Annotated in this window: 25 protein-coding genes; 19 read left to right on the top strand and 6 right to left on the bottom strand. The window is 69.5% G+C overall.

The window, feature by feature from the left end; translation table 11 throughout:
• The first annotated feature begins 6 nt into the window (after window positions 1–6).
• Window positions 7–318, top strand: a complete 312-nt coding sequence (locus CFP71_RS37875; RefSeq protein ID WP_093938715.1) for a hypothetical protein — start codon at window positions 7–9, stop codon at window positions 316–318.
• Window positions 319–321: 3 nt separating this feature from the next.
• On the opposite strand, the gene CFP71_RS37870 is transcribed toward CFP71_RS37875, so the two are convergent.
• Together CFP71_RS37870 and CFP71_RS37865 are read right to left on the bottom strand one after the other, a co-directional pair.
• Window positions 322–948, bottom strand: a complete 627-nt coding sequence (locus tag CFP71_RS37870; RefSeq protein ID WP_093938714.1) for a ribonuclease FAU-1 family protein — start codon at window positions 946–948, stop codon at window positions 322–324.
• On the bottom strand, window positions 941–1,795 hold the full coding sequence (locus CFP71_RS37865) for a hypothetical protein (RefSeq protein ID WP_093938713.1): 855 nt from the start codon (window positions 1,793–1,795) through the stop codon (window positions 941–943). Before CFP71_RS37865 ends, CFP71_RS37870 begins: the two co-directional genes overlap by 8 nt.
• Window positions 1,796–1,928: 133 nt before the next feature.
• On the opposite strand from CFP71_RS37865, the gene CFP71_RS37860 reads away from it, so the two are divergent.
• The 3 genes from CFP71_RS37860 (at window position 1,929) to CFP71_RS37850 (ending at window position 4,999) form a co-directional block, all read left to right on the top strand.
• Window positions 1,929–3,431 carry a leucyl aminopeptidase gene (locus CFP71_RS37860; RefSeq protein WP_093938712.1) on the top strand — a complete coding sequence of 501 codons (1,503 nt, stop codon included), beginning with the start codon at window positions 1,929–1,931 and terminating at the stop codon, window positions 3,429–3,431.
• A 98-nt stretch (window positions 3,432–3,529) separates the two neighbouring features.
• Window positions 3,530–4,513: an SMI1/KNR4 family protein gene (locus CFP71_RS37855; protein ID WP_093938711.1), complete on the top strand. Its 984-nt coding sequence runs from the start codon at window positions 3,530–3,532 to the stop codon at window positions 4,511–4,513.
• 33 nt (window positions 4,514–4,546) lie between these two features.
• Window positions 4,547–4,999: a GNAT family N-acetyltransferase gene (locus CFP71_RS37850; protein WP_093938710.1), complete on the top strand. Its 453-nt coding sequence runs from the start codon at window positions 4,547–4,549 to the stop codon at window positions 4,997–4,999.
• A gap of 7 nt (window positions 5,000–5,006) precedes the next feature.
• Here CFP71_RS37850 and CFP71_RS37845 read toward each other — a convergent pair whose 3' ends face one another.
• Complete coding sequence (locus tag CFP71_RS37845; protein ID WP_167406415.1) at window positions 5,007–5,351, bottom strand: oxidoreductase; 345 nt, start codon at window positions 5,349–5,351, stop codon at window positions 5,007–5,009.
• 214 nt (window positions 5,352–5,565) lie between these two features.
• Here CFP71_RS37845 and lpdA point away from each other — a divergent pair, with 214 nt between their 5' ends.
• The 8 genes from lpdA to CFP71_RS37805 all read left to right on the top strand — a co-directional run bounded on the left by lpdA (window position 5,566) and on the right by CFP71_RS37805 (window position 13,166).
• Window positions 5,566–6,939, top strand: a complete 1,374-nt coding sequence (gene lpdA, locus CFP71_RS37840) for a dihydrolipoyl dehydrogenase (RefSeq protein WP_093938708.1) — start codon at window positions 5,566–5,568, stop codon at window positions 6,937–6,939.
• 59 nt (window positions 6,940–6,998) lie between these two features.
• Window positions 6,999–8,768, top strand: a complete 1,770-nt coding sequence (sucB, locus tag CFP71_RS37835) for a 2-oxoglutarate dehydrogenase, E2 component, dihydrolipoamide succinyltransferase (protein ID WP_093938707.1) — start codon at window positions 6,999–7,001, stop codon at window positions 8,766–8,768.
• A gap of 197 nt (window positions 8,769–8,965) precedes the next feature.
• On the top strand, window positions 8,966–10,048 hold the full coding sequence (locus CFP71_RS37830) for a serine hydrolase (protein ID WP_093938739.1): 1,083 nt from the start codon (window positions 8,966–8,968) through the stop codon (window positions 10,046–10,048).
• 22 nt (window positions 10,049–10,070) lie between these two features.
• Window positions 10,071–10,562, top strand: a complete 492-nt coding sequence (locus CFP71_RS37825) for an ArsR/SmtB family transcription factor (RefSeq protein ID WP_093938706.1) — start codon at window positions 10,071–10,073, stop codon at window positions 10,560–10,562.
• A gap of 14 nt (window positions 10,563–10,576) precedes the next feature.
• A complete protein-coding gene (locus CFP71_RS37820; protein WP_093938705.1) occupies window positions 10,577–11,461 on the top strand; it encodes a TIGR01777 family oxidoreductase in 885 nt (294 codons plus the stop codon).
• A complete protein-coding gene (locus CFP71_RS37815; RefSeq protein WP_093938704.1) occupies window positions 11,458–12,072 on the top strand; it encodes a phosphatase PAP2 family protein in 615 nt (204 codons plus the stop codon). The genes CFP71_RS37820 and CFP71_RS37815 overlap by 4 nt, the downstream gene beginning before the upstream one ends.
• 10 nt (window positions 12,073–12,082) lie before the next feature.
• Window positions 12,083–12,826 carry a lipoyl(octanoyl) transferase LipB gene (lipB, locus tag CFP71_RS37810; protein WP_093938703.1) on the top strand — a complete coding sequence of 248 codons (744 nt, stop codon included), beginning with the start codon at window positions 12,083–12,085 and terminating at the stop codon, window positions 12,824–12,826.
• Window positions 12,827–12,884: 58 nt separating this feature from the next.
• Window positions 12,885–13,166, top strand: a complete 282-nt coding sequence (locus tag CFP71_RS37805) for a hypothetical protein (protein ID WP_093938702.1) — start codon at window positions 12,885–12,887, stop codon at window positions 13,164–13,166.
• Window positions 13,167–13,231: 65 nt separating this feature from the next.
• On the opposite strand, the gene CFP71_RS37800 is transcribed toward CFP71_RS37805, so the two are convergent.
• Window positions 13,232–14,167 (bottom strand): LLM class F420-dependent oxidoreductase, encoded by a 936-nt coding sequence (locus CFP71_RS37800; RefSeq protein WP_093938701.1) that lies wholly within the window; start codon window positions 14,165–14,167, stop codon window positions 13,232–13,234.
• Window positions 14,168–14,191: 24 nt separating this feature from the next.
• Entirely contained in the window at window positions 14,192–14,809 is a 618-nt protein-coding gene (locus CFP71_RS37795; protein ID WP_093938700.1) for a TetR/AcrR family transcriptional regulator, read from the bottom strand.
• Window positions 14,810–14,941: 132 nt separating this feature from the next.
• Here CFP71_RS37795 and CFP71_RS37790 point away from each other — a divergent pair, with 132 nt between their 5' ends.
• The 5 genes from CFP71_RS37790 (at window position 14,942) to CFP71_RS37770 (ending at window position 19,111) form a co-directional block, all read left to right on the top strand.
• Window positions 14,942–15,472 (top strand): hypothetical protein, encoded by a 531-nt coding sequence (locus CFP71_RS37790; protein ID WP_093938699.1) that lies wholly within the window; start codon window positions 14,942–14,944, stop codon window positions 15,470–15,472.
• Between the two features lie 43 nt (window positions 15,473–15,515).
• A complete protein-coding gene (locus CFP71_RS37785; protein WP_093938738.1) occupies window positions 15,516–16,472 on the top strand; it encodes an oxidoreductase in 957 nt (318 codons plus the stop codon).
• A gap of 37 nt (window positions 16,473–16,509) precedes the next feature.
• A complete protein-coding gene (gene lipA, locus CFP71_RS37780; RefSeq protein ID WP_093938698.1) occupies window positions 16,510–17,511 on the top strand; it encodes a lipoyl synthase in 1,002 nt (333 codons plus the stop codon).
• Window positions 17,512–17,572: 61 nt separating this feature from the next.
• Complete coding sequence (locus CFP71_RS37775; RefSeq protein ID WP_005163231.1) at window positions 17,573–18,235, top strand: DedA family protein; 663 nt, start codon at window positions 17,573–17,575, stop codon at window positions 18,233–18,235.
• 9 nt (window positions 18,236–18,244) lie between these two features.
• The gene (locus tag CFP71_RS37770; RefSeq protein ID WP_093938697.1) at window positions 18,245–19,111 is read left to right on the top strand and encodes a patatin-like phospholipase family protein; all 867 of its coding nucleotides are present in this window, start codon (window positions 18,245–18,247) and stop codon (window positions 19,109–19,111) included.
• On the opposite strand, the gene CFP71_RS45210 is transcribed toward CFP71_RS37770, so the two are convergent.
• A complete protein-coding gene (locus CFP71_RS45210; RefSeq protein ID WP_244199983.1) occupies window positions 19,065–19,352 on the bottom strand; it encodes a hypothetical protein in 288 nt (95 codons plus the stop codon). The two genes, CFP71_RS37770 and CFP71_RS45210, sit on opposite strands and share 47 nt — an antisense overlap.
• On the opposite strand from CFP71_RS45210, the gene CFP71_RS37765 reads away from it, so the two are divergent.
• Window positions 19,345–20,403, top strand: coding sequence for a L,D-transpeptidase (locus tag CFP71_RS37765; RefSeq protein ID WP_244199982.1), 1,059 nt, complete (start codon window positions 19,345–19,347; stop codon window positions 20,401–20,403). The two genes, CFP71_RS45210 and CFP71_RS37765, sit on opposite strands and share 8 nt — an antisense overlap.
• A 16-nt stretch (window positions 20,404–20,419) precedes the next feature.
• Window positions 20,420–21,172, top strand: a complete 753-nt coding sequence (locus CFP71_RS37760) for an SIR2 family NAD-dependent protein deacylase (RefSeq protein WP_093938695.1) — start codon at window positions 20,420–20,422, stop codon at window positions 21,170–21,172.
• The last annotated feature ends 631 nt before the right edge of the window (window positions 21,173–21,803 follow it).

Raw genomic sequence — 21,803 nt, 5'->3', positions numbered from 1 at the left:
GGCGGCGTGACGTACAACCAGATGCAGCCCGCCGGCCCGGCCCAGCCCGCCACCCCCGGCGCGGGGGCCGACGTGAAGACCTTCGTGACGGCGGTGCTGCTGACCTTCGGCGTCGGCCTGCTCATGATGGACGGCTGGGCCCTGCTGAGCAGCGGCTTCGGCGCGTTCCTCGGCTTGGTCGGCGGCGGCTTCGGTGTCTTCTGGTGGCGCCACATCCACGGCAAGGTGTTCCCGCGCGAGCTGTCCACCAAATCGGTGGTCGTCCTCGCGGTGATCAACGTCGCGCTCGCGCTGCTGCTGTTCCTGGTCGCGGGCTAGCCGCTAGAGCAGTCCGTCGGGGAGACCGGGCGCGGGCCAGTCCGGGTCCGGCCGGAAGTCGGTCCACGTCCCGTCGAAGGGGAACCGCCCGGCCGCGGCGAGCGCCCCGACCCGTTCGCCCTCCGCGCGCAGCCGCTCCAGCTGACCGGTGGTGATGCGGCCCGCGAGGACGGCCTCTTCGGCCTCGTCCTCGTCCTTCCACTGCCAGCGTCCGCCGGGCTCGACGGCGACGTCGAGGATGCCGTCGATCCGGTCCGGCCCCGACGGAGTGCGCCCCAGCGGGACTTCGAGGTTGACGTACCAGTTCAGGAAGCGGCCGCCGGCGTCGAAGAACCACCAGACCGACGACCATTCGTCGTCGGCGATCCGGCGCAGGGTCGAGGTGTCGCGCCAGAAATCGGCCACGCGCACCCGCGGCACCCGGAACCGTTCCTCCAGTGGCGCGTCACGGAAGAGCCGCCCGTCGGCGAGCCTGCTGCCGATGATCGGGGTGTCCGCGGGAAGCCAGCCGAGCAGCACGGTGCCGTCGTCGGCGAGGACCCGCAGCGGGTGATGCTGGCCGATCGAGCCGTCCGGTCGCAGGAACCGCTCGACGACCGTGTCGCCCGGGGCCCAGAGAGGATCACACACTCCTCGAACGGTACCGACGGGCGCGGACCCGCAGAACCAGTTCGGCGAGCGTTCCCACTCCCGCGAGCCCGAGGGCCACGACCGGCCCAGCGAAGGCGGCGGCGACGGCCACGATCAGTCCACAAGCGAGTGTCGTCTTCGGACGTTCCGGGGAAAGCCGCTCCCGGCCGTCGGTGAAGGCGTCCACCGCGACGGGAACGGTCGCCACGGCGACCACCACGGTCAGCACCGGGAGCAGCGAGACCGCGTCGGCCGCGGCGAGGAGCTCACGGAACGACGTCGCCGAAAGCCCCAGCCGGACCGGCCCCAGCTGGTAGAGGGCGACGGCGATGATCGCCACGGCCACCGCGCCCACCGCGGCCGCGCGGCCGGCGCCGGGACGCCGGGGCAGCAGGAACGGCAGCAGGACCAGCACGGCGAGGCCGAGGCCGGGCACGGACGGCGGATCCGGCGCGATGAACTGCGCCAGGGGCGGGATGCCGACGCAGATCGCGATCAGGGACGCGGCGGCGGCCAGCAGCAGACCGGTGACCCAGCGGGCGGCGTAGTCCCCCAGGCGGACCCCGGCCAGGTCGGCGACGGCCGCCATCACGGCGAACACCGCGGCGGCGACGCCCGGCGCGGTGGGGAAAAGGTACTGCCCGAACGTCGTCGCGAAGACCAGGACCAGGCACAACCGTGAAACGGAGCCCGCGATCCGCTCGGGCCGGGTGTCCCCAACCGGTGGCAGCAGCGCCTCCGCCGCGACGGCGAGCACGGCCGCGACCACGGCGGCGAGAAGTACCCAGTAGTCCGCTCCGGAGGTGCCCACCGCCAACGCGATGAGCAGACCGCCAGCCAGTCGCACGCTGTCTCCCTTCCAGTTCGTCCAGCTACCCGGTCGGCCCCGCTGTTCCCCCAGGTCCCGCTGTCATTAGCATGGCTCACGATCCAACCGGGCTCCCCGCCCGGTACCACCGCGAACGCGCGAGGAGCCAGAAGTGACCGTGCCGAAGCTTGCCCTGACCGAGAACGCCGAAGCGGCGCTTGCCAAGACGCGCGCCGACGTCGTCGTCATCGGAACTTTGCAGGGCGAAGACGGCCTGGCGCTCGCCGCCGGCTCCTCCGTCGCCGACGCCGCCTTCGACGGCAAGCTCGCCGAGGTCCTCGGCACCCTCGGTGCTTCCGGCAAGGCCGACGAGGTCGTCAAGGTACCGACGCTGGGCAAGCTGTCCGCCGGTGTCGTGCTCGCCGTCGGCCTCGGCAAGGCGGGCGCGGACGGCGTCACCGCCGAGCAGGTCCGCCGGGGCGCCGGTGCCGCCGCGCGGGCGCTGAGCGGGATCGACCGCGCGTTCGTCACGCTGTCGGCGATCGACCTGCAGGCCGCCGTCGAGGGCACCGCGCTCGGCGCCTACAACTTCACCGAGTACCGCTCCGAGAAGGGCGACGGCCCGGTCGCGAAGGTCGACTTCGTGAGCCCGGAAGAGGGCGCCGCCAAGGACCACAAGGCGACGCTGAAGGCCGCGACCCTCATCGCGGAGTCGGTCATCATCGCCCGCGACCTGATCAACACCCCGCCGAACGACCTGTTCCCGGCCTCCTTCGCCGACCGCGCGAAGACGCTGGCCGAGGCGAGCGGCCTCGACTTCGAGGTCCTCGACGAGAAGGCGCTCAAGCGCAAGGGCTTCGGCGGCATCCTCGGCGTCGGCGGCGGTTCGTCGCGGCAGCCGCGCCTGCTGCGCGTCGCCTACAAGCCGGCGAAGGCGTCGAAGAAGGTCGCGCTGGTCGGCAAGGGCATCACCTTCGACTCGGGCGGCATCTCGATCAAGCCCGCCGCGAACATGGACCACATGACCTCGGACATGTCGGGCGCCGCCGCCGTGCTCGCCTCCGTGGTGCTGGCCGCGAAGCTGAAGTACCCGCTCGAGGTCGTCGCGCACATCCCGCTGGCGGAGAACCTGCCCTCGGCCACCTCGTACCGGCCGGGCGACGTGCTCAGCATGTACGGCGGCAAGACCGTCGAGGTGCTGAACACCGACGCCGAAGGCCGCCTCGTGCTGGCCGACGCGATCGTGCGCGCGGGCGAGGAGAACCCCGACTACCTGATCGAGACCTCGACGCTGACCGGCGCGCAGGTCGTCGCGCTGGGCAATCGCACCGCGGGCGTCATGGGCTCGGACGAGTTCCGCGACCGCATCGCCTCGATCGCGCAGGCGACCGGTGAGGGTGGCTGGGCCATGCCGCTGCCGGAGGAGCTGCGCGCCGACCTCGACTCGCGGCTCGCCGACCTGGCGAACGTGACCGGGCACCGCTGGGGCGGCATGCTCGCCGCGGGCATCTTCCTGCGCGAGTTCGTCACCGAGGGCCTTCCCTGGGCGCACATCGACATCGCGGGCCCGTCGTTCAACACCGCCGGGCCGTGGGGCTACACCGGCAAGGGCGGCACCGGCGTCCCGGTCCGCACCATCGCCGCGGTCCTCGCGGACATCGCCGCCAACGGCTGATCTTCATCGCGTGTGAAGGCCCCCTTCCCTCGGCCACGGTCTCAAGTGACCAGCCGGGGAAAGGGGGCCTTCACGCGCTTTGTGGCAAGGTCGGTGCCGTGGACAGGGACGCGTATCTCGAAGGCGCGATCAGGGACGTGCTCAGCGGCGACGACGCGACGCTCGACGACCGGATCGGGCACGCGGCGCTGCTGTTCGCCGCCTCCGGTGACCTGGCGGAAGCCGACAGGCTGGTCACACATTGGCACGCGCTCACCGAACGTCCCGTCACGGCGCTGGTCCCCGGCGCCGTGCAGGCCCGCGCGTGGGCGATGCTCTTCGAAGCGCGAGGAGCGCGCCCGGAGTGGGCCGCGGCGATGATCCCGCTCGATCTCGACGCCGAGGAACGCGCCCACGACGAGTACCTCGCCCGGCGAGTGTCCGATCTCGACGGGTTGCTCGGCGGCTCCCCGATCGGCGAGGCCGTCTCGCACCTCGGGCCGTCGCGGCCGGATCGGTTGCGCGAGGCCGTTGCGCGAGGCGACCTGGACGCCTGGACCGAGATCGCGTCGCGACAGGACCGCCCGGACGTCGCCGTCCTCGCCGCGACACGCCGCCTCGCGCCGCTGCTCGCCGGCGGGGCGGACCCGCTCGGGCTCGGCGACTGGTCCGGGCTGTGCGCCGGGGCGCTGGTCGCGGCCCTCTACGAGCGCTACCCGCCCGACACCGGCTCCTGGCGCGAGCTGATCGCGGGCATCCTCCGGCTTCGCGGCGGCGGCACCACGCCCCCGGCGGCGTCACTCCGCACCATCGGCGCGGCCGAAGCGCGGCTCGGGCTCCGGCTGCCCGACGACTACCGCGAGTTCCTCCAGACCTGCGACGGCCTGCCCGCCGACGTCGTCTTCCCCCGGCTGCTCGGGACGGCGGAACTCCGCGCGGAGGGCGGTGTCGTCGTGATCGCGGATCCGGCCGTCGTGCTGCTGACGGCCGCCGGCGAACAGTGGCGCACGGTCGAGATCGACCCCGCGCTCGGCACGACCGTCCATCCGACGTTCCGCGCGCTGCTGGAGCGGCACTTGCTCCTTTTGGCCCAATCCGCGTGAAATCCGGCGGAGCGCGTCGCTAGCTTCGCGACCATGCCCTCTCTCACGCTCGCGAAGATCACCCGGGACAACGTCGGCGCCGCCTGTTCGATCGCCGTCGAACCGCGTCAGGAGTCCTATGTGGCTCCCGTCGCCCGGTCACTCGCCGAGGCTTACGCCCAGCCCGAAATCGCCTGGCCGCGGCTGATCCTCGACGATGGCGAACCGGTCGGGTTCGTGATGGGCGGGTTCGACCCGGACTGCCCGATCGACTACTTCCGCTGCGGGATCTGGCGGCTCAACGTCGCGGCGGGACGGCAAGGCAAGGGCTACGGCCGTTTCGCCGTCGAGGCGGTCCTGGACGAGGCACGACGACGTGACCAGCGCCGGGCGACCGTCCTCTGGATCCCGGGCGAGCACGGTCCGGAGGCGTTCTACCTCCGGCTCGGCTTCCGTGACACCGGCACGGTCCACGATGGACAGCACGTCGGCGAGATCGACCTCTGACCCCGCCTCAGGCTTCGCCGCGCTTCTTCCGCTCGGTGTACTCCCGCATCCGCTTCGGGTAGCCGACCCTCGCCACCTCGTACACGGGGATCGACCGTTTGTGACCGAACTGCTGCGCCGCGTCCAGGCTCTCGATCCGGCGCCGGGTCCACTCACCGTCATGGGCGATGAGGACGACCGTGGTCTCGGTGACGTTGGTCTTCGGCTCCACATAGGCCTCGACACCGGTCCGTGTAGAGGCCCACTCCTCGAGATGCTTGAAGTCGGTTGAAGAGGCTTTCCGCAGCGTACCGGGCTTTTGCCCGCCTTTAGAGCGCCGGCGCAGCGAGTCGAACAGACCCACTCCGACCACCTCACTTCCCATTCGCGTCCGATGTCCATTATCCCGACGCGGGCGTGTGCTCAGCGTGGCGGTCCGCGCGGGGCGTGTCCCGTGGGTCACACGACGCGGCCTAGGTCGCAGCCTCTCCACACGTAGTGACAAGATGGCAAGTGTCCGCGCGCGCGTATACCGCGCGGAGCGGCGCCAGAGCACCACCCCTACCGCTTGCCGAGGAGTTATTGAAGTGACCGACACCTCCGCCGACCTTGTGATCCTGGGTGGCGGATCGGGCGGCTACGCCGCCGCGTTCCGCGCGGCCGAGCTGGGCCTTTCCGTCACCCTGATCGAAAAGGACAAGCTTGGCGGGACGTGCCTCCACCGAGGCTGCATCCCGACCAAGGCCCTCCTGCACGCGGCGGAGGTCGCCGACGAGACCCGCGACGCCGAGACCTTCGGCGTCAAGGCCGTGCTGGAAGGCATCGACATCGCCGGGGTCAACAAGTACAAGGACGGGATCGTCTCGCGCTTGTACAAGGGCCTCCAGGGCCTGGCCAAGGCGCACAAGGTGAACCTCGTCGAGGGCACCGGAACGTTCGTCGGCGGCACGACCGTCGAGGTCGACGGCACCCGCTACACCGGCAAGAACGTCATCCTCGCCACCGGCTCGTACTCGAAGACGCTGCCCGGCCTGGAGCTCGGCGGCCGCATCATCGCGAGCGAGCAGGCGCTTTCGCTGGACTACATCCCGAAGAAGGCCATCGTTCTCGGCGGTGGTGTCATCGGTGTCGAATTCGCGTCCGTCTGGGCGTCCTTCGGCGTCGACGTCACCATCGTGGAGGCGCTGCCCCGCCTGGTCCCGAACGAGGACGAGTACGCGTCCAAGCAGCTCGAGCGCGCTTTCCGTCGTCGCAAGATCGGCTTCAAGACCGGCGTCCGATTCACCGGTGCCAAGCAGGACGACAACGGCGTCAGCGTGTCGCTGGAGTCCGGCGAGACGCTGGAAGCCGACCTGCTGCTGGTCGCCGTGGGCCGCGGCCCGAACTCGGCCGGGCACGGGTACGAGGAGGCCGGCGTCAAGATGGAGCGCGGCTTCGTCCTCACCGACGACCGCCTGCGCACGAACCTGCCGAACGTCTACGCCGTCGGTGACATCGTCCCTGGTCTCCAGCTCGCGCACCGCGGGTTCCAGCAGGGCATCTTCGTCGCGGAAGAGATCGCCGGCCAGGAGCCGCGCGTGATCGACGAGAGCGGCATCCCGCGCGTCACCTACTCGCACCCCGAGGTCGCTTCGGTCGGCCTGACCGAGTCGCAGGCGAAGGAGAAGTACGGCTCCGACGTCACCACCTTCACCTACGACCTCGGTGGCAACGGCAAGAGCCAGATCCTCAAGACCTCCGGTGGGGTCAAGCTGATCAAGGCTCCGGAAGGGCCGGTCGTGGGCGTGCACATGGTGGGCGACCGCGTCGGCGAGCTGATCGGTGAAGCGCAGCTGATCTACAGCTGGGAGGCGTTCCCCGAGGACGTGGCCCCGCTCATCCACGCGCACCCCACCCAGACCGAGGCCCTCGGTGAAGCGTTCCTCGCCCTGGCGGGCAAGCCGCTGCACGTCCACAGCTGACGTCTCACCGTCGAAGAACCAGAAGACCAAGCAAGACATATCAAGGGAGTCAGCGAACGATGGCCTACTCCGTCACGTTGCCGGAGCTCGGTGAGAGCGTCACCGAGGGCACCGTCACCCGGTGGTTGAAGCAGGAGGGCGACACCGTCGAGGTCGACGAGCCGTTGCTCGAGATCTCCACGGACAAGGTCGACACCGAGGTCCCGTCCCCGGTCGCCGGCAAGGTCGTGAAGATCAGCGCCCAGGAAGACGAGACCGTCGAGGTCGGCGGCGAGCTCGCCGTCATCGACGACGGGACCGGCGGGGTGCCGGAGTCCTCCGGTTCCGCCGAGCCCGCCGCCGAAGAGGCGCAGCCCGAGCCCGAGCCGGAACCCGCGAAGGAAGAGGCCGCCGCGCCGTCCCAGCCGGACACCGCGCCCGCCTCCGGCGGCGAAGGCACCGAGGTGAAGCTGCCCGAGCTGGGCGAGAGCGTCACCGAGGGCACCGTCACCCGGTGGCTCAAGCAGGTCGGCGAGAGCGTCGAGGTCGACGAGCCGCTGCTCGAGATCTCCACGGACAAGGTCGACACCGAGGTCCCGTCCCCGGTCGCCGGCACCGTGCTGGAGATCCGCGCCGGCGAGGACGAGACCGTCGAGGTCGGCGGGGTGCTCGCGGTGATCGGTGCCGCCGGTTCCGCCCCGGCCCCGAAGGCCGAGCCCAAGCCGGAACCCAAGCCCGAGCCGAAGCCGGAGCCCAAGCCGGAACCGAAGCCCGAGCCCAAGGCCGAAGCGGCTCCCGCACCGAAGCCCGCCCCGGCTCCGCAGGCCGCCCCGGCTCCCAAGGCCGAAGCGCCGAAGCCCGCCGCGGCGAGCTCCGACAACGGCTCGGACAACGCGCCGTACGTGACGCCGCTGGTCCGCAAGCTCGCTTCGGAGCACGGCATCGATCTGTCGTCGCTGACCGGCAGCGGTGTCGGTGGCCGCATCCGCAAGCAGGACGTGCTCGCGGCCGCCGAGGCCAAGCAGAAGGCCGCTCCGGCTCCCGCCGCGCAGCCCGCTGCCGCCGCCCCGGCCGCCGCCGCCCCATCGGCTCCGCGCAAGGCCGCGGTTTCGCCGGAGCTCGCGGCCCTGCGCGGCACCGTGCAGAAGGCCAGCCGGATCCGTCAGATCACCGCCACGAAGACCCGCGAGTCGCTGCAGCTCTCCGCGCAGCTCACGCAGGTCCACGAGGTGGACGTCACGAAGATCGCCAAGCTCCGCCAGCGGGCGAAGGCGGCCTTCAAGGAGCGCGAGGGCGTCAACCTGACGTTCCTGCCGTTCTTCGCGAAGGCCACCGTCGAGGCGCTCAAGCAGCACCCGAACGTCAACGCGTCCTACAACGAGGACACGAAGGAGATCACCTACCACGGTGCGGTGCACCTGGGGATCGCGGTGGACACCGAAAAGGGTCTGCTGTCGGTGGTCATCCACGACGCGGGTGAGCTGAGCCTCGCCGGTCTCGCGCACCGCATCGCCGACCTGGCGGGCCGCGCGCGTTCGGGCCAGATCAAGCCGGACGAGCTGTCGGGCGGCACCTTCACGATCACGAACATCGGCTCCAACGGCGCCCTGTTCGACACGCCGATCATCGTGCAGCCGCAGTCCGGCATGCTCGGTACCGGCGCGGTCGTGAAGCGCCCGGTCGTGATCGCGGACGCCGACGGCAACGACACGATCGCCGTCCGGTCGATGGCGTTCCTGCCGCTGACCTACGACCACCGCCTGGTGGACGGGGCCGACGCGGGCCGCTTCGTCACGACGATCAAGCAGCGTCTGGAAGAGGGCAACTTCGAGGACGAGCTCGGTCTCTGATCCTCCTGTGGTCCGTGAAGGCCCTCGTCCCGCTTCGGCGGGGCGGGGGCCTTCGCCTTTCTCCCCGCGTTTAGTCCTCTGGATGCGGTAGTTGGCACCACGAACTACCGCATCCAGAGGACTAAACGCGGCGTTTGACAGCCACCTCGAACTCTAGTATTCCGGAATTACGGAAAATAAGAGGGAGGGTGTTGACCATGCTGACCAGACGTCATCTGCTGGCCGGAGCCGCCGCCGGATCGGCCGCGTTGCTCCTGCCGGGAATCGCGAGCGCGGCCCAGCCGGACACGACGACACAACAGGGCTGGCTCGACTGGATCGCCGCGCACCGGCGCGACGTCTCCGTCCTGATCGACGACGGCGCGGGCCGTCGTGCCGCTCACAACGCCGACACCGGACGCCTGCTGGCGTCCTCGGTCAAGGTCGTGCACCTCAGCGCGTACGCCGTCGCGGTCGCCGAAGGCAGGCTCGATCCGGACGAACAGATCCGGGTGGGCGACTGGGACGCACACCACCCGTTCGTTTCCGACGGTCGCGCACATTTCCAGGCGCTCAACTGGCTGGGTGTCCCCTGCGACGACTACGGCATCGCCAAGGATCCCGAGCGACGCGTCCCGCTGGCGCGGATTCCCGAAGCGATGATCTTCTTCAGCGACAACGCGGCCACGGACTACCTCCGCACCCGCCTCGGCGACCCCGCTCTCCGGCGCGCGGCGGCGCGGGGTGGCTGGGCGAGGCCGGACACCCGTTCGCTGGGCGGCGAAGTGCTGATGCTGATGCTGCCGGAGTACGCGCCCCCGCCCGGCAGTCCCGTCGCGGTCCGGCGGGCGATGGGCGACGCGGTGGCACGGCGGTTCGTGGCCGATCCCGCCTTCCGGGCCGAAGCGTTCGAACGCGTCCCGGACATGCCGTCGACACCGGACGCGCAATGGCCCTGGGTCAAGGGCCACGCCCGAGGTTCGGCCTCGGAACTGTTCTCGCTCCACCGCGGTATCGCCAGGGGGCTCTACCCGCAGGCCAGGGAGATCCTCGCTCGCCCGCTTTCCGGCCGCGTCCCACCCGGCGCGAGCGAGGTGCTCATCAAGGACGGGGCGCTGCCGCGTACGCTCACCATGGGACTTTCCGTCCGCTGGCCAGGCGGTCGTTCCGGCACGGCGGCCGTCCTGCTCCACGGCGTGACCGATCAGGACGTCCAGAACGAGCTACCGCTGATCGACCTCGTGCTCGCGGCGTTGTCCGATCCCGCGCGGTTCGCCGCCCTCGAACGAGCACTCTGCTGAGGCGAAGGTATAGATATCCGGTATGGACGCTGAGCTCGCCGACCGGATCGCCGCCCTCGAAGCCCGGGTCGCCGCGCTCGAAGGACAGGGGCAGCCCGAACCGGTGGCGAGCCCCGGCGGGCTGGTCGGCTACCACGGTGAGCTGACCGACCCGCTCGAATTGAACTGGGCGATCAACGTCACGCCCGGGCCGATGCTGGCGTTCGCGGACGGGCCGCGGGTCGAGGTGCTCGCGGCCCTGTCCAGCACCGCGCGGGTGGCGCTCGTGCGGACGCTGGCCGAGAAGGGCGCGCAGACCGCCCCCGCCTTGCAAGAGGCCGCCGAACTGGGGTCGCCGGGCCAGCTGTACCACCACCTCAAGGCGCTGACCGGCGCCGGGATCGTCGAGCAGGACAAGCGCGGCAGCTACCGGCTCAAGCCCACCGCGACGATCCCGGTGCTGGTACTGCTCACCGCCGCGTCCGACGTCGCCGGGCAGCTGAAGAACCTGAGCGTGCGACCGGATCGCGGATAGGCAACGATCGGATCATGCGAGTTCTGATCGCGGGTTCGAGCGGACTGATCGGCACCTCCCTGACGAAGCGGTTGCGCGGCTCCGGGCACGAAGTGGTCCGCCTGGTGCGCCGAGAGGAGCGAAGCGGCGACGAGCGCCGCTGGGATCCCCCCGCCGGGGAGATAGCCGACGGCGCGCTCGACGGCGTCGACGCCGTGGTGAACCTCGCGGGCGCCCCGCTGCTGCCCGGACGCTGGAGCGCGGCCCGCAAACAGGTCCTGCTCGACAGCCGGGTCGAACCGACGGAGGTGCTCGCGGAAGCCGTCGCCGAACACGAGATCCCCGTACTGGTCAACGCTTCCGCCGTCGGCTACTACGGCGACCCCGGTCCGTCCCTTGTGGACGAATCGACTCCGGCGGGACGCGGGTTCCTCGCCGAACTCTGCACCGCTTGGGAGGGCGCCACCGAGACCGCGGCCACCGCGGGCGCCCGGGTCGTGCGCATCCGCACCGGGCTGGTGCTCGCGCGCAAGGGCGGTCTCCTCGACGTCCTGCGGCCACTGTTCCGCCTGGGACTCGGGGGAAAGCTCGGCGACGGCAGGCAGTACATGCCGTGGATCTCGCTCGACGACGAGGTCGGCGCGATCGTCTTCGCGCTGGAGAACGAGTCGCTGTCCGGCGCGGTGAACCTCTCCGGGCCTCAGCCCGCCACCAACGCGGCCTTCACCAAGGCCTTGGGGCACGCCGTGCACCGCCCGGCGTTCTGGCAGGTTCCCGGGTTCGCCATGAAGATCGCCCTCGGACAGGCGGCCGAGGAGATGGCGCTGTTCGGGCAGCGCGCCATGCCCAAGGCACTGGAGGAAGCGGGGTACGAGTTCCGCCACCCGACCCTCGAGGACGCTCTGGCCGCCGCGACATGACCGCGCGGCGCGGTCTGTACATCCTCGCCGGAACCCTTCTGCTGATCGGCTTCGTCATCCTCGGGCTGTCCGTCGGCAAGCGGCCGCCGCCGGTGGACGTCGCCCTCGCCGACGCCTTCCGCGGGCAGTACACCCGGCCCCTCGGGCAGGTGGCCGATCTGGTGACGAACGTCCTCGGCCCGGTCCTGCCGTTCGCGCTGGGCGCGGTGCTGGCGGTGATCGCGCTGCGCCACCGGGAACTGACCGCGTTGTGCGTCAAACTGGCCGTCGTCCTGGTGCTGTGCCGCCTGACCAGCCTGATCGCCAAGCCGCTGTTCTACCGCGACCGACCCCGCGAATTCCCCGATCCGAGCTACCCGAGCGGGCATGTGGTCGCCGTCGCCTGCACCGGGTTCGTCGCGGTACTGCTGTGCGCTTGGACACGTCCCCGGCTGCGGCGTCTCGCGGTCACGATCGCCGTCGCGGCGACGCTCGTGGGTGCCCTCTGCCGCATCGTGCTGGGTGTGCACTGGCTGACCGACACCGCGGGATCCGTACTCGCGGTGGGCGGTGTGGGCCTGATTTCGGCGGCCGGGCTGGGGCTGCTGCCCCGGCCGGAAGACCCGGCGTAGTGTCGCTCAGGTGAGCTCTTCGACCACGTCATGCCGTGCCGCCACCGAGCCCGTCGACGTCCGCGAGATCGGGACGATCGACTACACCGAAGCCTGGGAACTCCAGCGCCGGCACGTGACAGCCCGTGCCGACGACGAAGGCCCCGACACCATGCTCCTGCTGGAGCACCCTTCGGTCTACACCGCGGGAAAGCGCACCGAAACCGAGGACAGGCCGACGGACGGCACCCCGGTGATCGACGTCGACCGCGGCGGGAAGATCACCTGGCACGGTCCCGGCCAGCTGGTTGGGTACCCGATCATCAAACTGGCCGACCCGATCGACGTCGTGCACTACGTGCGGCGTCTCGAAGAGGCCCTGATCACCGTCTGCGACCAGCTCGGCGTGCACACCGGCCGGGTCGAGGGCCGCAGCGGCGTGTGGATCCCCGCCGACGACCGCGGTGTGGAGCGGAAGATCGCCGCGATCGGCATTCGTGTGCAGCGCGGCGTGACCATGCACGGTTTCGAGCTGAACTGCAATCCCGATCTGGGCGCCTTCGACAAGATCGTCCCGTGCGGCATCCGGGACGCGGGCGTGACGTCGCTGTCCTACGAACTCGACCGCGAGGTCACCGTGGCGTCGGTGCTGCCGATGGCGCGCGAAGCCGTGCTCGCGGCGCTGGAAGGCGACCTGCCGGTGAGCGACGAGCGCTGGTTGGCGCGCCCCGAGGCACCCGCCGCCCCCGGCGTCACTTTCGCTCTCCAGAACTGAGACCTGTGCCAAGCTCCTGGTAGGGCCGCGGAAACGCCGCGGCTCACTGGGAGGAATCATGCGCGGATTCGCGTACACCGCCGCGGTCGTGGCCGCTGTCGGCGGATTACTGGCCGCACCCGGCGTCGCTTCGGCGGTGCCGCCGAGCTGCTGGACCGAGACCAACGGCTCGACCTGGGCCGCCGGCTTCTGCCCGAGCGGCACCTACAAGGTCGTCGTCCAGTACTGCCGTCCGAACTGCCATCGGGAAGAGGGCTACCCCGCCGTCAACGGCAATCCTTCGGGGATCTCGTTCAGCCCCGGGGGCTCCATCGCCAGCGTGGACGTCGAGTACGTCTAGAAGACCGTGAAGGCCTCCTTCCCTACTCTGAAGGTAGGGAAGGAGGCCTTCACGGCATCCCGGCTTCAGTCCAGCTGAGGTGCGACCTCGGAAGCGATCAGCTCGACCTGGTCCAGATCCGAAAGGTCCAGCAACTGCAGGTAGAGCCGGGTGATCCCGGTCGTCTCCCGCCACTGCCCGATCTTCTCGACGACCTCCGACGGCGTCCCCGCCAGGCCGTTCTCCCGCAGCTCGCCCACCTCGCGCCCGATGACACCGGCGCGCTTCGCGACCTCGGCCTCGTCACGGCCGACGGCGACGACGAGCGCGGCCGAGCGGATGATCTCCTTGGGGTCGCGCCCGATCTCACGCGCGGCGTCATCGACGCGGCCGAACTGCTCGACGGCGAACTCCGGGCCCACGAACGGCAGGTTGAACTCGTCCGCGTAGCGAGCGGCGAGCGCCGGGGTGCGCTTCTTGCCGCCACCGCCGATGATCACCGGCGGCCGCGGCCGCTGCGCGGGCTTGGGCAGGCCGGGCGAACCGTCGAGCTTGTAGTGCTCGCCGTCGAAGGAGAACGTCTCCCCTTCCGGCGTCTCCCACAGGCCGGTGACCACCGCGAGCTGCTCGGCGTAGCGGTCGAAGCGCTCCTTGAGCGGCGGCAGGTCGAGGCCGTAGGCGGTGTGCTCGTCGTCGTACCAGCCCGAACCGAGGCCGAGTTCGACCCGGCCGCCGGACATCTGGTCCACCTGCGCGACCGAGATCGCGAGCACCGACGGGTGCCGGAAGGTGGCGGCGGTGACGAGCGTGCCCAGCCGCACCCGGCTGGTCTCGCGGGCGAGACCAGCGAGGGTGATCCACGCGTCGGTCGGCCCCGGGAGCCCGGTCGCCGACCCCATCTTCAGATAGTGGTCGCTGCGGAAGAAAGCGTCGTAACCCGCGTCCTCGGTGGCCTTGGCCACCCGGAGCAGGTCTTCGTAGCTGGCCCCCTGCTGGGGCTCGGTAAAGATCCTGAGGTCCACGCCGTCACCATATCGACGGAGTGCTCAGCTCGCCTTCCCGTGCTCGGCGGGCGGGACACGGCGGAAGCCGACGAGCAGCCGCACCAAGACCTCTTCGACCTGGGCGCTGACCTTCTTCGGCTCCGGCGAGCTCGCGATCTCGATCGCGGCGCTCGACAGCGCGCCGAACAGCAGCCGCGCGGTGACGTCGACCGGGACGTCGTCGACCTCGCCGACCTCGATGAGCGACTGGATCCCGGTGCGGACCAGGCCGAAACTGCACCGCTCCTCGGCCTCGCGCCAGCGCTCCCAGCCCATCACCACCGGCGCCTCGTGGATCGCGATGCGCTGATACGCCGGGTCGAGGCAGCTTTGCAGGAAACCGCGCAGCCCGGCGAGCGCCCGTTCCCATGGCGAGTCCGGCCCGTTCATGATCTTTTCGAGCCTGTCGAACACCTGGCTCTCGACCGTGTCGAAGGCGGCCTCGAAGAGCGCCTGCTTCCCACTGAAATGGTGGTACAGCGCGCCTTTCGTCACCCTGGCCCGCTTGGCGATCTCGTCGAGAGACGTGCCGGCGTATCCGCGTTTGGTGAACAGCTCCACGGCACTCTCGACGAGCGCCGACCGGGTGGACTCGGAATAGTCCAGCCGCCTTGACCTCATTGTCGCCACCTTCACAACTTTACGCCGCCGGTCCCGCTCCATACCCATGGTATGTTGACTGCTGTCAGGTCCGTACCGGGAGTATGCCGCAAACCTGCGGTATGAACCGGGTCACGGAGGGGAGCCCACATCATGAGCTGGAACGACTTCTACCAGCGGCGCGACATCCTCGAAGCCGCACTGCGCCAGGCGGGTCATCACCCGTCCGACGCGATCTCACTCGAAGAAATCCCTGGCGCCACCAAGTACTTCGCGACCGAAGAAGAGCTTTTGCTCGCGCTTCGGTACAAGTGGAACCAGGTGTTCTCCGGTCGCCTCCGCGCCGAGATGACCGACCCGGATTACGCCGACCAGGACCTCGCGCTCGACCGCGTCGAAGCCGTCACCCGCGCCTGGAACAGCGCCATCGCCGAACACGAGACCCTCCGCGCCGTTCTCGACGCGGCGCTCGAGCGGTGCCCGGCGCTGATCCCGTCGCACGAGGCCGAACTGCGCACTCTCGCGCTGACGGCGGGACTGGCCGACGGCGAGGAGCCGCGCGACGAGATCACCAAGGTCGGCAGCGCGTTCGCCACCCTGCTCCGGCACGGACGGCACGCGAAGCCCGCCCGCCGCCGCAGCCCGATGGGTCACCTGCTCCGGTTGCTCGCGCCGAGCGCCTGACCTGCTTTGGCGGCACCGCCGACGATGTAGTTAGGTGACCGACATGGCTGCTCACGCGCGCTGGACCGAGGCCGACATCCCGGATCAGACCGGCCGGACGGTGTTCGTCACCGGTGCGAACTCGGGGCTCGGACTGCGCATGTCCGAGGTGCTCGCGGGCAAGGGGGCCCGCGTGCTGCTCGGCTGCCGGTCACCGGAGCGCGGGGCCAAGGCGCTGGAGCAGGTGCGCGCGGCCGCGACCGGCGAAGCGCCCGAGCTCGTCCGGCTGGATCTCGCCGACCTCGACTCGGTGCGCGAAGCCGCGAAGAAGGTCCAGGAACTGTCGGGCGGCAAGCTCGACGTCCTGGTCAACAACGCGGGTGTGATGGCGACGCCGCGCGGCCACACCAGGGACGGCTTCGAGACCCAGTTCGGCACGAACCATCTCGGGCACGCGGTGCTGACCTGGCTGCTGATGCCGTCGCTGCGCGGCGGCTCGAAGGCCCGTGTCGTGACCTTGTCGAGCGTCGCGGCGACAGGCGCGCGCATCGACGTCGCCGACCCGAACTTCGAACGCCGGATGTACAACCCGGGTTCGGCCTACGGCCAGTCGAAACTCGCCAATCAGGTGTTCGCGCTCGAACTCGACCGCAGGCTGCGCGCCGCGGGCGAGGACGTCGTCAGCGTGGCGGCGCACCCCGGCTACACGTGGACCGGACTCGGTTCGGGAATGGCCCGTTCCTACCGCAACCGGATGGTGCGCGCGCTCGTCGGCGCCGGCAACCGGATCGGCGAGATCTTCATCGCGCAGAACGCCCGCCAGGGCACGCTTCCGCAGCTGTTCGCGGCGACGTCCCCCGAGGTCGAAGGGGGCGACTACATCGGCCCCCGCGGGCTCGGCGGGCTCCGTGGTGCCCCGGTCAAGGTGCGGCCGCTGACCCCCGCGAGGAGCGAATCGCTCGGTGCCGCGCTGTGGGACGTGACCAGCAACTTGACGGGCGTCACCCCCGACCCCGCGTGAGCGGCCACCACTACTCCGGCGGGCGTAGGGTGAGGGTGTGAGTGCTGCCCCAGATGGCCGCAAACTGTTGCGGCTCGAGGTCCGGAATTCCCAGACTCCCATCGAAAAGAAGCCGTCGTGGATCAAGACGCGCGCCCGGATGGGACCGGAGTTCACCGAACTCAAAGGCCTGGTGCGCCGCGAAGGCCTCCACACCGTCTGCGAAGAAGCCGGTTGTCCCAACATCTACGAGTGCTGGGAAGACCGTGAGGCGACCTTCCTGATCGGTGGCGACCAGTGCACCCGTCGGTGCGACTTCTGCCAGATCGACACGGGCAAGCCCGCCGAGCTGGACCGCACCGAGCCTCGCAAGGTCGCCGAGAGCGTCCAGGCGATGGGGTTGCGCTATTCGACGGTGACCGGTGTCGCGCGTGACGACCTCGAAGACGGTGGCGCGTGGCTCTACGCGGAGACTGTCCGTCAGATTCACGCGCTGAACCCGGGTACCGGTGTCGAGTTGCTGATCCCGGACTTCAACGCCGATCCCGACCAGCTCGCCGAGGTGTTCGGTTCCCGCCCCGAGGTGCTCGCGCACAACGTGGAGACGGTGCCGCGGATTTTCAAGCGGATCCGGCCTGGTTTCCGGTACGCGCGGTCGCTGGAGGTCATCACGAAGGCTCGTGAGGCCGGCCTGGTGACGAAGTCGAATCTCATCCTCGGCATGGGCGAGACCCCCGACGAGGTCGCGCCCGCGATGCAGGACCTGGTCGACGCGGGCTGCGAAATCCTCACGATCACCCAGTACCTGCGGCCCTCGCCCCGGCACCACCCCGTGGACCGCTGGGTCAAGCCCGAAGAGTTCGTCGAGCACTCGAACGCGGCCGAGGCCATGGGCTTCGCCGGCGTCATGGCGGGGCCGCTCGTCCGGTCCTCGTATCGCGCCGGGCGTCTCTTCGCGCAGACGAAGGCCCGCCGCGGTGAGCCGCTGTCGGAGAACCTGGCGCACCTCGCCGCCGAAGGCACCGCGGCACAGGAGGCCAGCTCGCTGCTGGCTCGGTGACTCCGGTCACCCTGTCCGCGACATCGCCACCCACCAGGTCACGAATCAGTAAAGTGACCTGGTGGCGTTGGTGACGGATCTTCTTAATTGGCTGCAGGGACTCCCGGAACCGGGACTGGTCGCGGCGACCGGCGGACTGGTGTTCGCCGAATGCACCATCGGGCTCGGCTTCATCGCGCCCGGCGAATCGGGGCTGCTGATCGCGGCCACGACGGCGACGTCGGTCTCCCGTTTCCTCACCCTGTGGGCGGTCGTGACGGTCTGCGCCGCGCTGGGCGACTCGCTCGGCTACGCGATCGGCAAACGCTTCGGCCCGCGCCTGCGCGAAACGAAGCTGATCCGCAAGTACGGCCTCGACGCCTGGGACAAGGCGACGGGCGTGCTCGAACGGCGGGGCGCGTGGGCGGTGTTCTTCGCGCGATTCCTGCCGGTGATCCGCACGCTGACCCCGGCCGCGTCCGGGACGTCGGGCCTGCCGTTCCGCAAGTTCCTGCCCGCCGCCGCGGCGGGCGCGGCCTGCTGGTCGGCCATCCACATCGGCATCGGCGCCGCCCTCGGTGAGGCCGCGAAGAAGGTCGAAGGCGTACTGAACACCGGTGGCTTGGTCATCGTGGGCGTCCTCGTCGGCGTCGCCGTGTTCTTCCTGCTGCGTTACAAGAAGAAGAAAGCGCTCGCCGTCACAGCCGAAGAAGCCACCCCGGCGAAGATCGGCGCCGACGACTAGATTCCGGGCATGGCCGCCCTGAACCTGCCCCAGCCGATCGGTTTCGTCCTCGGCGGTGGCGGCAGCCTCGGCGCCATGCAGGTCGGGATGCTGCGAGCCCTCACCGAAGCCGGAATCACGCCAGACCTCGTCGTCGGCACGTCGGTGGGTTCGCTGAACGCCGCCGTCCTCGCGCTCGGAGGCGAATCGGGCGACCGGCTGGACCGGATCTGGTCACGGATGACGCGGCACGAGGCGTTCCCCGGCGGCGTGCTCAGCCAGGTGCGGACCCTGCGGCACAGCAAGACCAACCTGTTCCCCAACACCGGGCTCGCCGCGATCGTCGACGAGCACATCGGCGAGGGCGTCCGGTTCGAGGATCTCGCGCTGCCGCTGGGAGTCGTCGCCACGGACGTCGACACCGCCGAGCCGCTTCTCATTCGGTCAGGGCCCGTTCTGGCGCCCTTGCTGGCCAGTTGCGCGATCCCCGGGATCTACCCGCCGGTGCCGTTCGGGGAGCGCATGCTCTACGACGGCGGCCTGGTCGCGAACGTGCCGATGCGCCAAGCGCTCGCGATGGGAGCGAAGTCGCTCGTCGTCCTCGACTGCGCCTTCCCCGGCAAGATGCCCGGCACGCCGCAGACCTTCGCCGAGGTGATGATGTTCACCGCGATGATCAGCATGCGGAACCAGGCGGTGCTGGAGGCGCCGATCGCCGCGGCGGAAGTACCCGTGGTCTACGTGCCGGGGCCGAAGCCCGTGCGGGTCAGTCCGCTGGACTTCAGCCACACCGCGGCACTGACCACCGAGGCCTACGCCGCCGCGAAGACCTATTTGGGTGAATTGAGCGTCAATGGCCCTGGTCTTTACGGTGCACCGGGTCTCGTTGTGGCGTGACAAGCAACCAACCGGCATCGATCACGTCTTCTTCGTCGCGTACTTTTGAAAGAGAACTTTCCGCTGATCGAGCGACGTAAAAAGAGAATCTCATGTTTCCCAAGAAGACATTACTTTCGACGGCCGGAATACTCGCCGCACTACTGCTGATCTCGGCCTGCTCGTCCTCCGGTGGCACCGGTACTTCGAATTCCTCCGGCCCGAGCGCCGGATCGGACGAAACTCCGGTTTCGGTGACCATCGATCCGGCGGGCGGGACGAACGTCAATCCGGCGACCCCGGTCGTGGTCAAGGCCGAGCACGGCAAGCTGACCGACGTCACCGTCAGCAACGCCGACAAGGGCAACCAGGTGAAGGGCGAGCTCGCGAGCGACGGCCTCAGCTGGAAGACCACCGAGCCACTCGGCTACGGCAGCACCTACAAGATCGTGGCGCATGCCCAGGGCACCGACGGAAAGCCTGTCGAGCAGCAGAGCAGGGTCTCCACCCTGAGCCCGAAACAGCAGGCGAACCCGAACCTGATCCCGGCGCCCGCGGCGGTCGCGTCGGGCGGGGTCGGCGTCGGGCAGCCGATCGTGTTCGCCTTCGGCCAGCCGGTGAAGAACAAGGCCGAGGTGGAGAAGAAGCTGTCGGTGGAGTCCACGCCGAAACAGGAGGGTTCCTGGTACTGGATCGACGACAAGAACGTCCACTACCGGCCCAAGACGTACTGGCAGGCGGGGACCACGCTCAAGGTGTCGGCGATGATCTACGGCGTCGATTTCGGCAATGGCGTCTACGGCGCCACCGATCGCACCGAAACGTACAAGGTGCACGATTCCTGGGTCGCGAAGGCCGACGGCAACACCGAGCAGATGCAGATCTTCCACAACGGCCAGATGGTGAAATCGATGCCCATTTCGATGGGCAAGGACGCGACGCCGACACATTTGGGCGCGCACGTCATTTCGGACAAACACGAGAATTACACGATGGACTCGTGCACTTACGGTGTCTGCCAGGGCCAGCCGGGGTACTACAAGTCGAACGAAAAGTGGTCGCTCCGGATCTCGAACGACGGTGAGTTCGTCCACGAGAACCCGAACAGCGTCGGCTCGCAGGGCAGCGCGAACGTGTCGCACGGCTGCATCAATCTCAACGCCGCCAACGCGCAGTGGTTCTACCAGAACATGGGGCTCGGCGACGTCGTCGAGGTGACCAACTCCGGTGGCCCGCAGCTGCCGGTCTGGGACCTCTACGGCGACTGGTCGAAGTCCTGGGCGGACTGGCAAGCGGGCAGCGCGGTCAAGTAACGGTCATCATGGGACGGTGACCACCGATCCCCGACTGGACGAGGCCCGTTCGCTCGTCACCGGCGCCGGCCGGATCGTCGCACTGACCGGCGCCGGGATCTCCACCGATTCGGGGATCCCCGATTTCCGCGGCCCGCAGGGCCTGTGGACCCGCGATCCGGGCGCGGAGAAGATGTCGAACCTCCAGGCGTATCAAGGCAGTCGTGAGGTCCGGGAACGGACTTGGCAGGCACGGCTGGTGCACCCGGGTTGGGATGCGGCGCCGAACGCCGCGCACTACGCCCTCGAACGTCTGTCGCCGACGCACATCGTCACCCAGAACATCGACCGGCTGCACCAGAAGGCGGGTTCCCCGCCGGAGCGCGTGCTGGAACTGCACGGGACGATGTTTGAGTCAGTTTGTTTGTCCTGTGACGACCACCGGGACATGCGCTCGACTCTGGAGCGCGTCCGCGCGGGCGAGACCGACCCGCCCTGTCTGGTGTGCGGCGGCATCCTGAAGTCGGCCACCGTCTCTTTCGGCCAGCACCTGGACCAGAGCCTGCTCCGGGCCGCGCGTGCCGCGGTCTCCGAAAGCGATCTCCTGCTGGTGGCCGGGTCATCCCTGAGTGTGCAGCCGGCCGCTTCGCTGGTGAGTGTGGCCTCTCGCGCCGGAGCCGACGTGGTGATCTGCAACGGCTCCGAAACGCCCTATGACGCCATGGCGACCGTCGTGATCCGCGGTCCCCTCAGCGAGACCCTCCCCGCCCTCACCACTCCCCGCATTTAGCCGACTAAATGCATAGCGGGATGGCGTGCGGTCTCGCCCGGCCCGTAACTCACGTGCCCGAACTCGTCGCTCGCGTGCCCGGCCCCGGTGACTTTGTGTCCCCCCGTGACTCGCGTGTCCGGAGCCGGATCTCGCGTGATCAGCGCCGTGACTCGCGTGCGCGAACTCGTCACTCGCGTGCTCAGAGCCGTGACTCATGTGATCAGAGCCGTGACTCGTGTGATTAGAGCCGTGACTCATGTGATCAGAGGCGGATCTCGTGTGTGCGGGGACGGATCTCGTGTCCGGCCGGGTGTCTCGTGTGCTTGAGTGGACGGCTCGGGTGGTTGAGGGGACGACACGTGTGCTCAGACGGACGACACATGTGCTCGGGTGGACGGCACGGCACCCCGGGATGCCGGCGGCGTCGTGTGTTCCGGCTCTGATCACGCGTGTCACGGGCTCGATCACGGGTGTGACGGGCTCGATCACGGGTGTGACGGAGTCGGGCACGTGAGTCACGAGGTGGGGCGTGAGTGGGGCGGGGTGCGGGCATGAAGAAAAGAGCCGAGGGGCTGGGAGAACTCTCGGTTCTCGACCAGGCCCTCGGCCCTCTTCTTTTTCTTTAATTTTAGTCCGGCGGTGTCCTACT

The organism is Amycolatopsis thailandensis (assembly GCF_002234405.1).
In the GTDB taxonomy this organism is placed as follows: Bacteria; Actinomycetota; Actinomycetes; order Mycobacteriales; family Pseudonocardiaceae; genus Amycolatopsis; species Amycolatopsis thailandensis.
Note: the sequence above shows the minus strand (reverse complement) of the source record. Positions and strands in the feature narration are given on the sequence as shown.

What these genes read in the sequence shown, in the direction of transcription:
- CFP71_RS37850 (WP_093938710.1), top strand. Translation starts at nt 4,547, where the DNA reads ATGCCCTCTCTCACGCTCGCGAAGATCACCCGGGACAACGTCGGCGCC.
- sucB (WP_093938707.1), top strand. Translation starts at nt 6,999, where the DNA reads ATGGCCTACTCCGTCACGTTGCCGGAGCTCGGTGAGAGCGTCACCGAG.
- CFP71_RS37830 (WP_093938739.1), top strand. Translation starts at nt 8,966, where the DNA reads ATGCTGACCAGACGTCATCTGCTGGCCGGAGCCGCCGCCGGATCGGCC.
- CFP71_RS37825 (WP_093938706.1), top strand. Translation starts at nt 10,071, where the DNA reads ATGGACGCTGAGCTCGCCGACCGGATCGCCGCCCTCGAAGCCCGGGTC.
- CFP71_RS37820 (WP_093938705.1), top strand. Translation starts at nt 10,577, where the DNA reads ATGCGAGTTCTGATCGCGGGTTCGAGCGGACTGATCGGCACCTCCCTG.
- CFP71_RS37815 (WP_093938704.1), top strand. Translation starts at nt 11,458, where the DNA reads ATGACCGCGCGGCGCGGTCTGTACATCCTCGCCGGAACCCTTCTGCTG.
- CFP71_RS37805 (WP_093938702.1), top strand. Translation starts at nt 12,885, where the DNA reads ATGCGCGGATTCGCGTACACCGCCGCGGTCGTGGCCGCTGTCGGCGGA.
- CFP71_RS37795 (WP_093938700.1), bottom strand. Translation starts at nt 14,809, where the DNA reads ATGAGGTCAAGGCGGCTGGACTATTCCGAGTCCACCCGGTCGGCGCTC.
- CFP71_RS37790 (WP_093938699.1), top strand. Translation starts at nt 14,942, where the DNA reads ATGAGCTGGAACGACTTCTACCAGCGGCGCGACATCCTCGAAGCCGCA.
- CFP71_RS37785 (WP_093938738.1), top strand. Translation starts at nt 15,516, where the DNA reads ATGGCTGCTCACGCGCGCTGGACCGAGGCCGACATCCCGGATCAGACC.
- CFP71_RS37770 (WP_093938697.1), top strand. Translation starts at nt 18,245, where the DNA reads ATGGCCGCCCTGAACCTGCCCCAGCCGATCGGTTTCGTCCTCGGCGGT.
- CFP71_RS45210 (WP_244199983.1), bottom strand. Translation starts at nt 19,352, where the DNA reads ATGGTCACCGAAACCGGAGTTTCGTCCGATCCGGCGCTCGGGCCGGAG.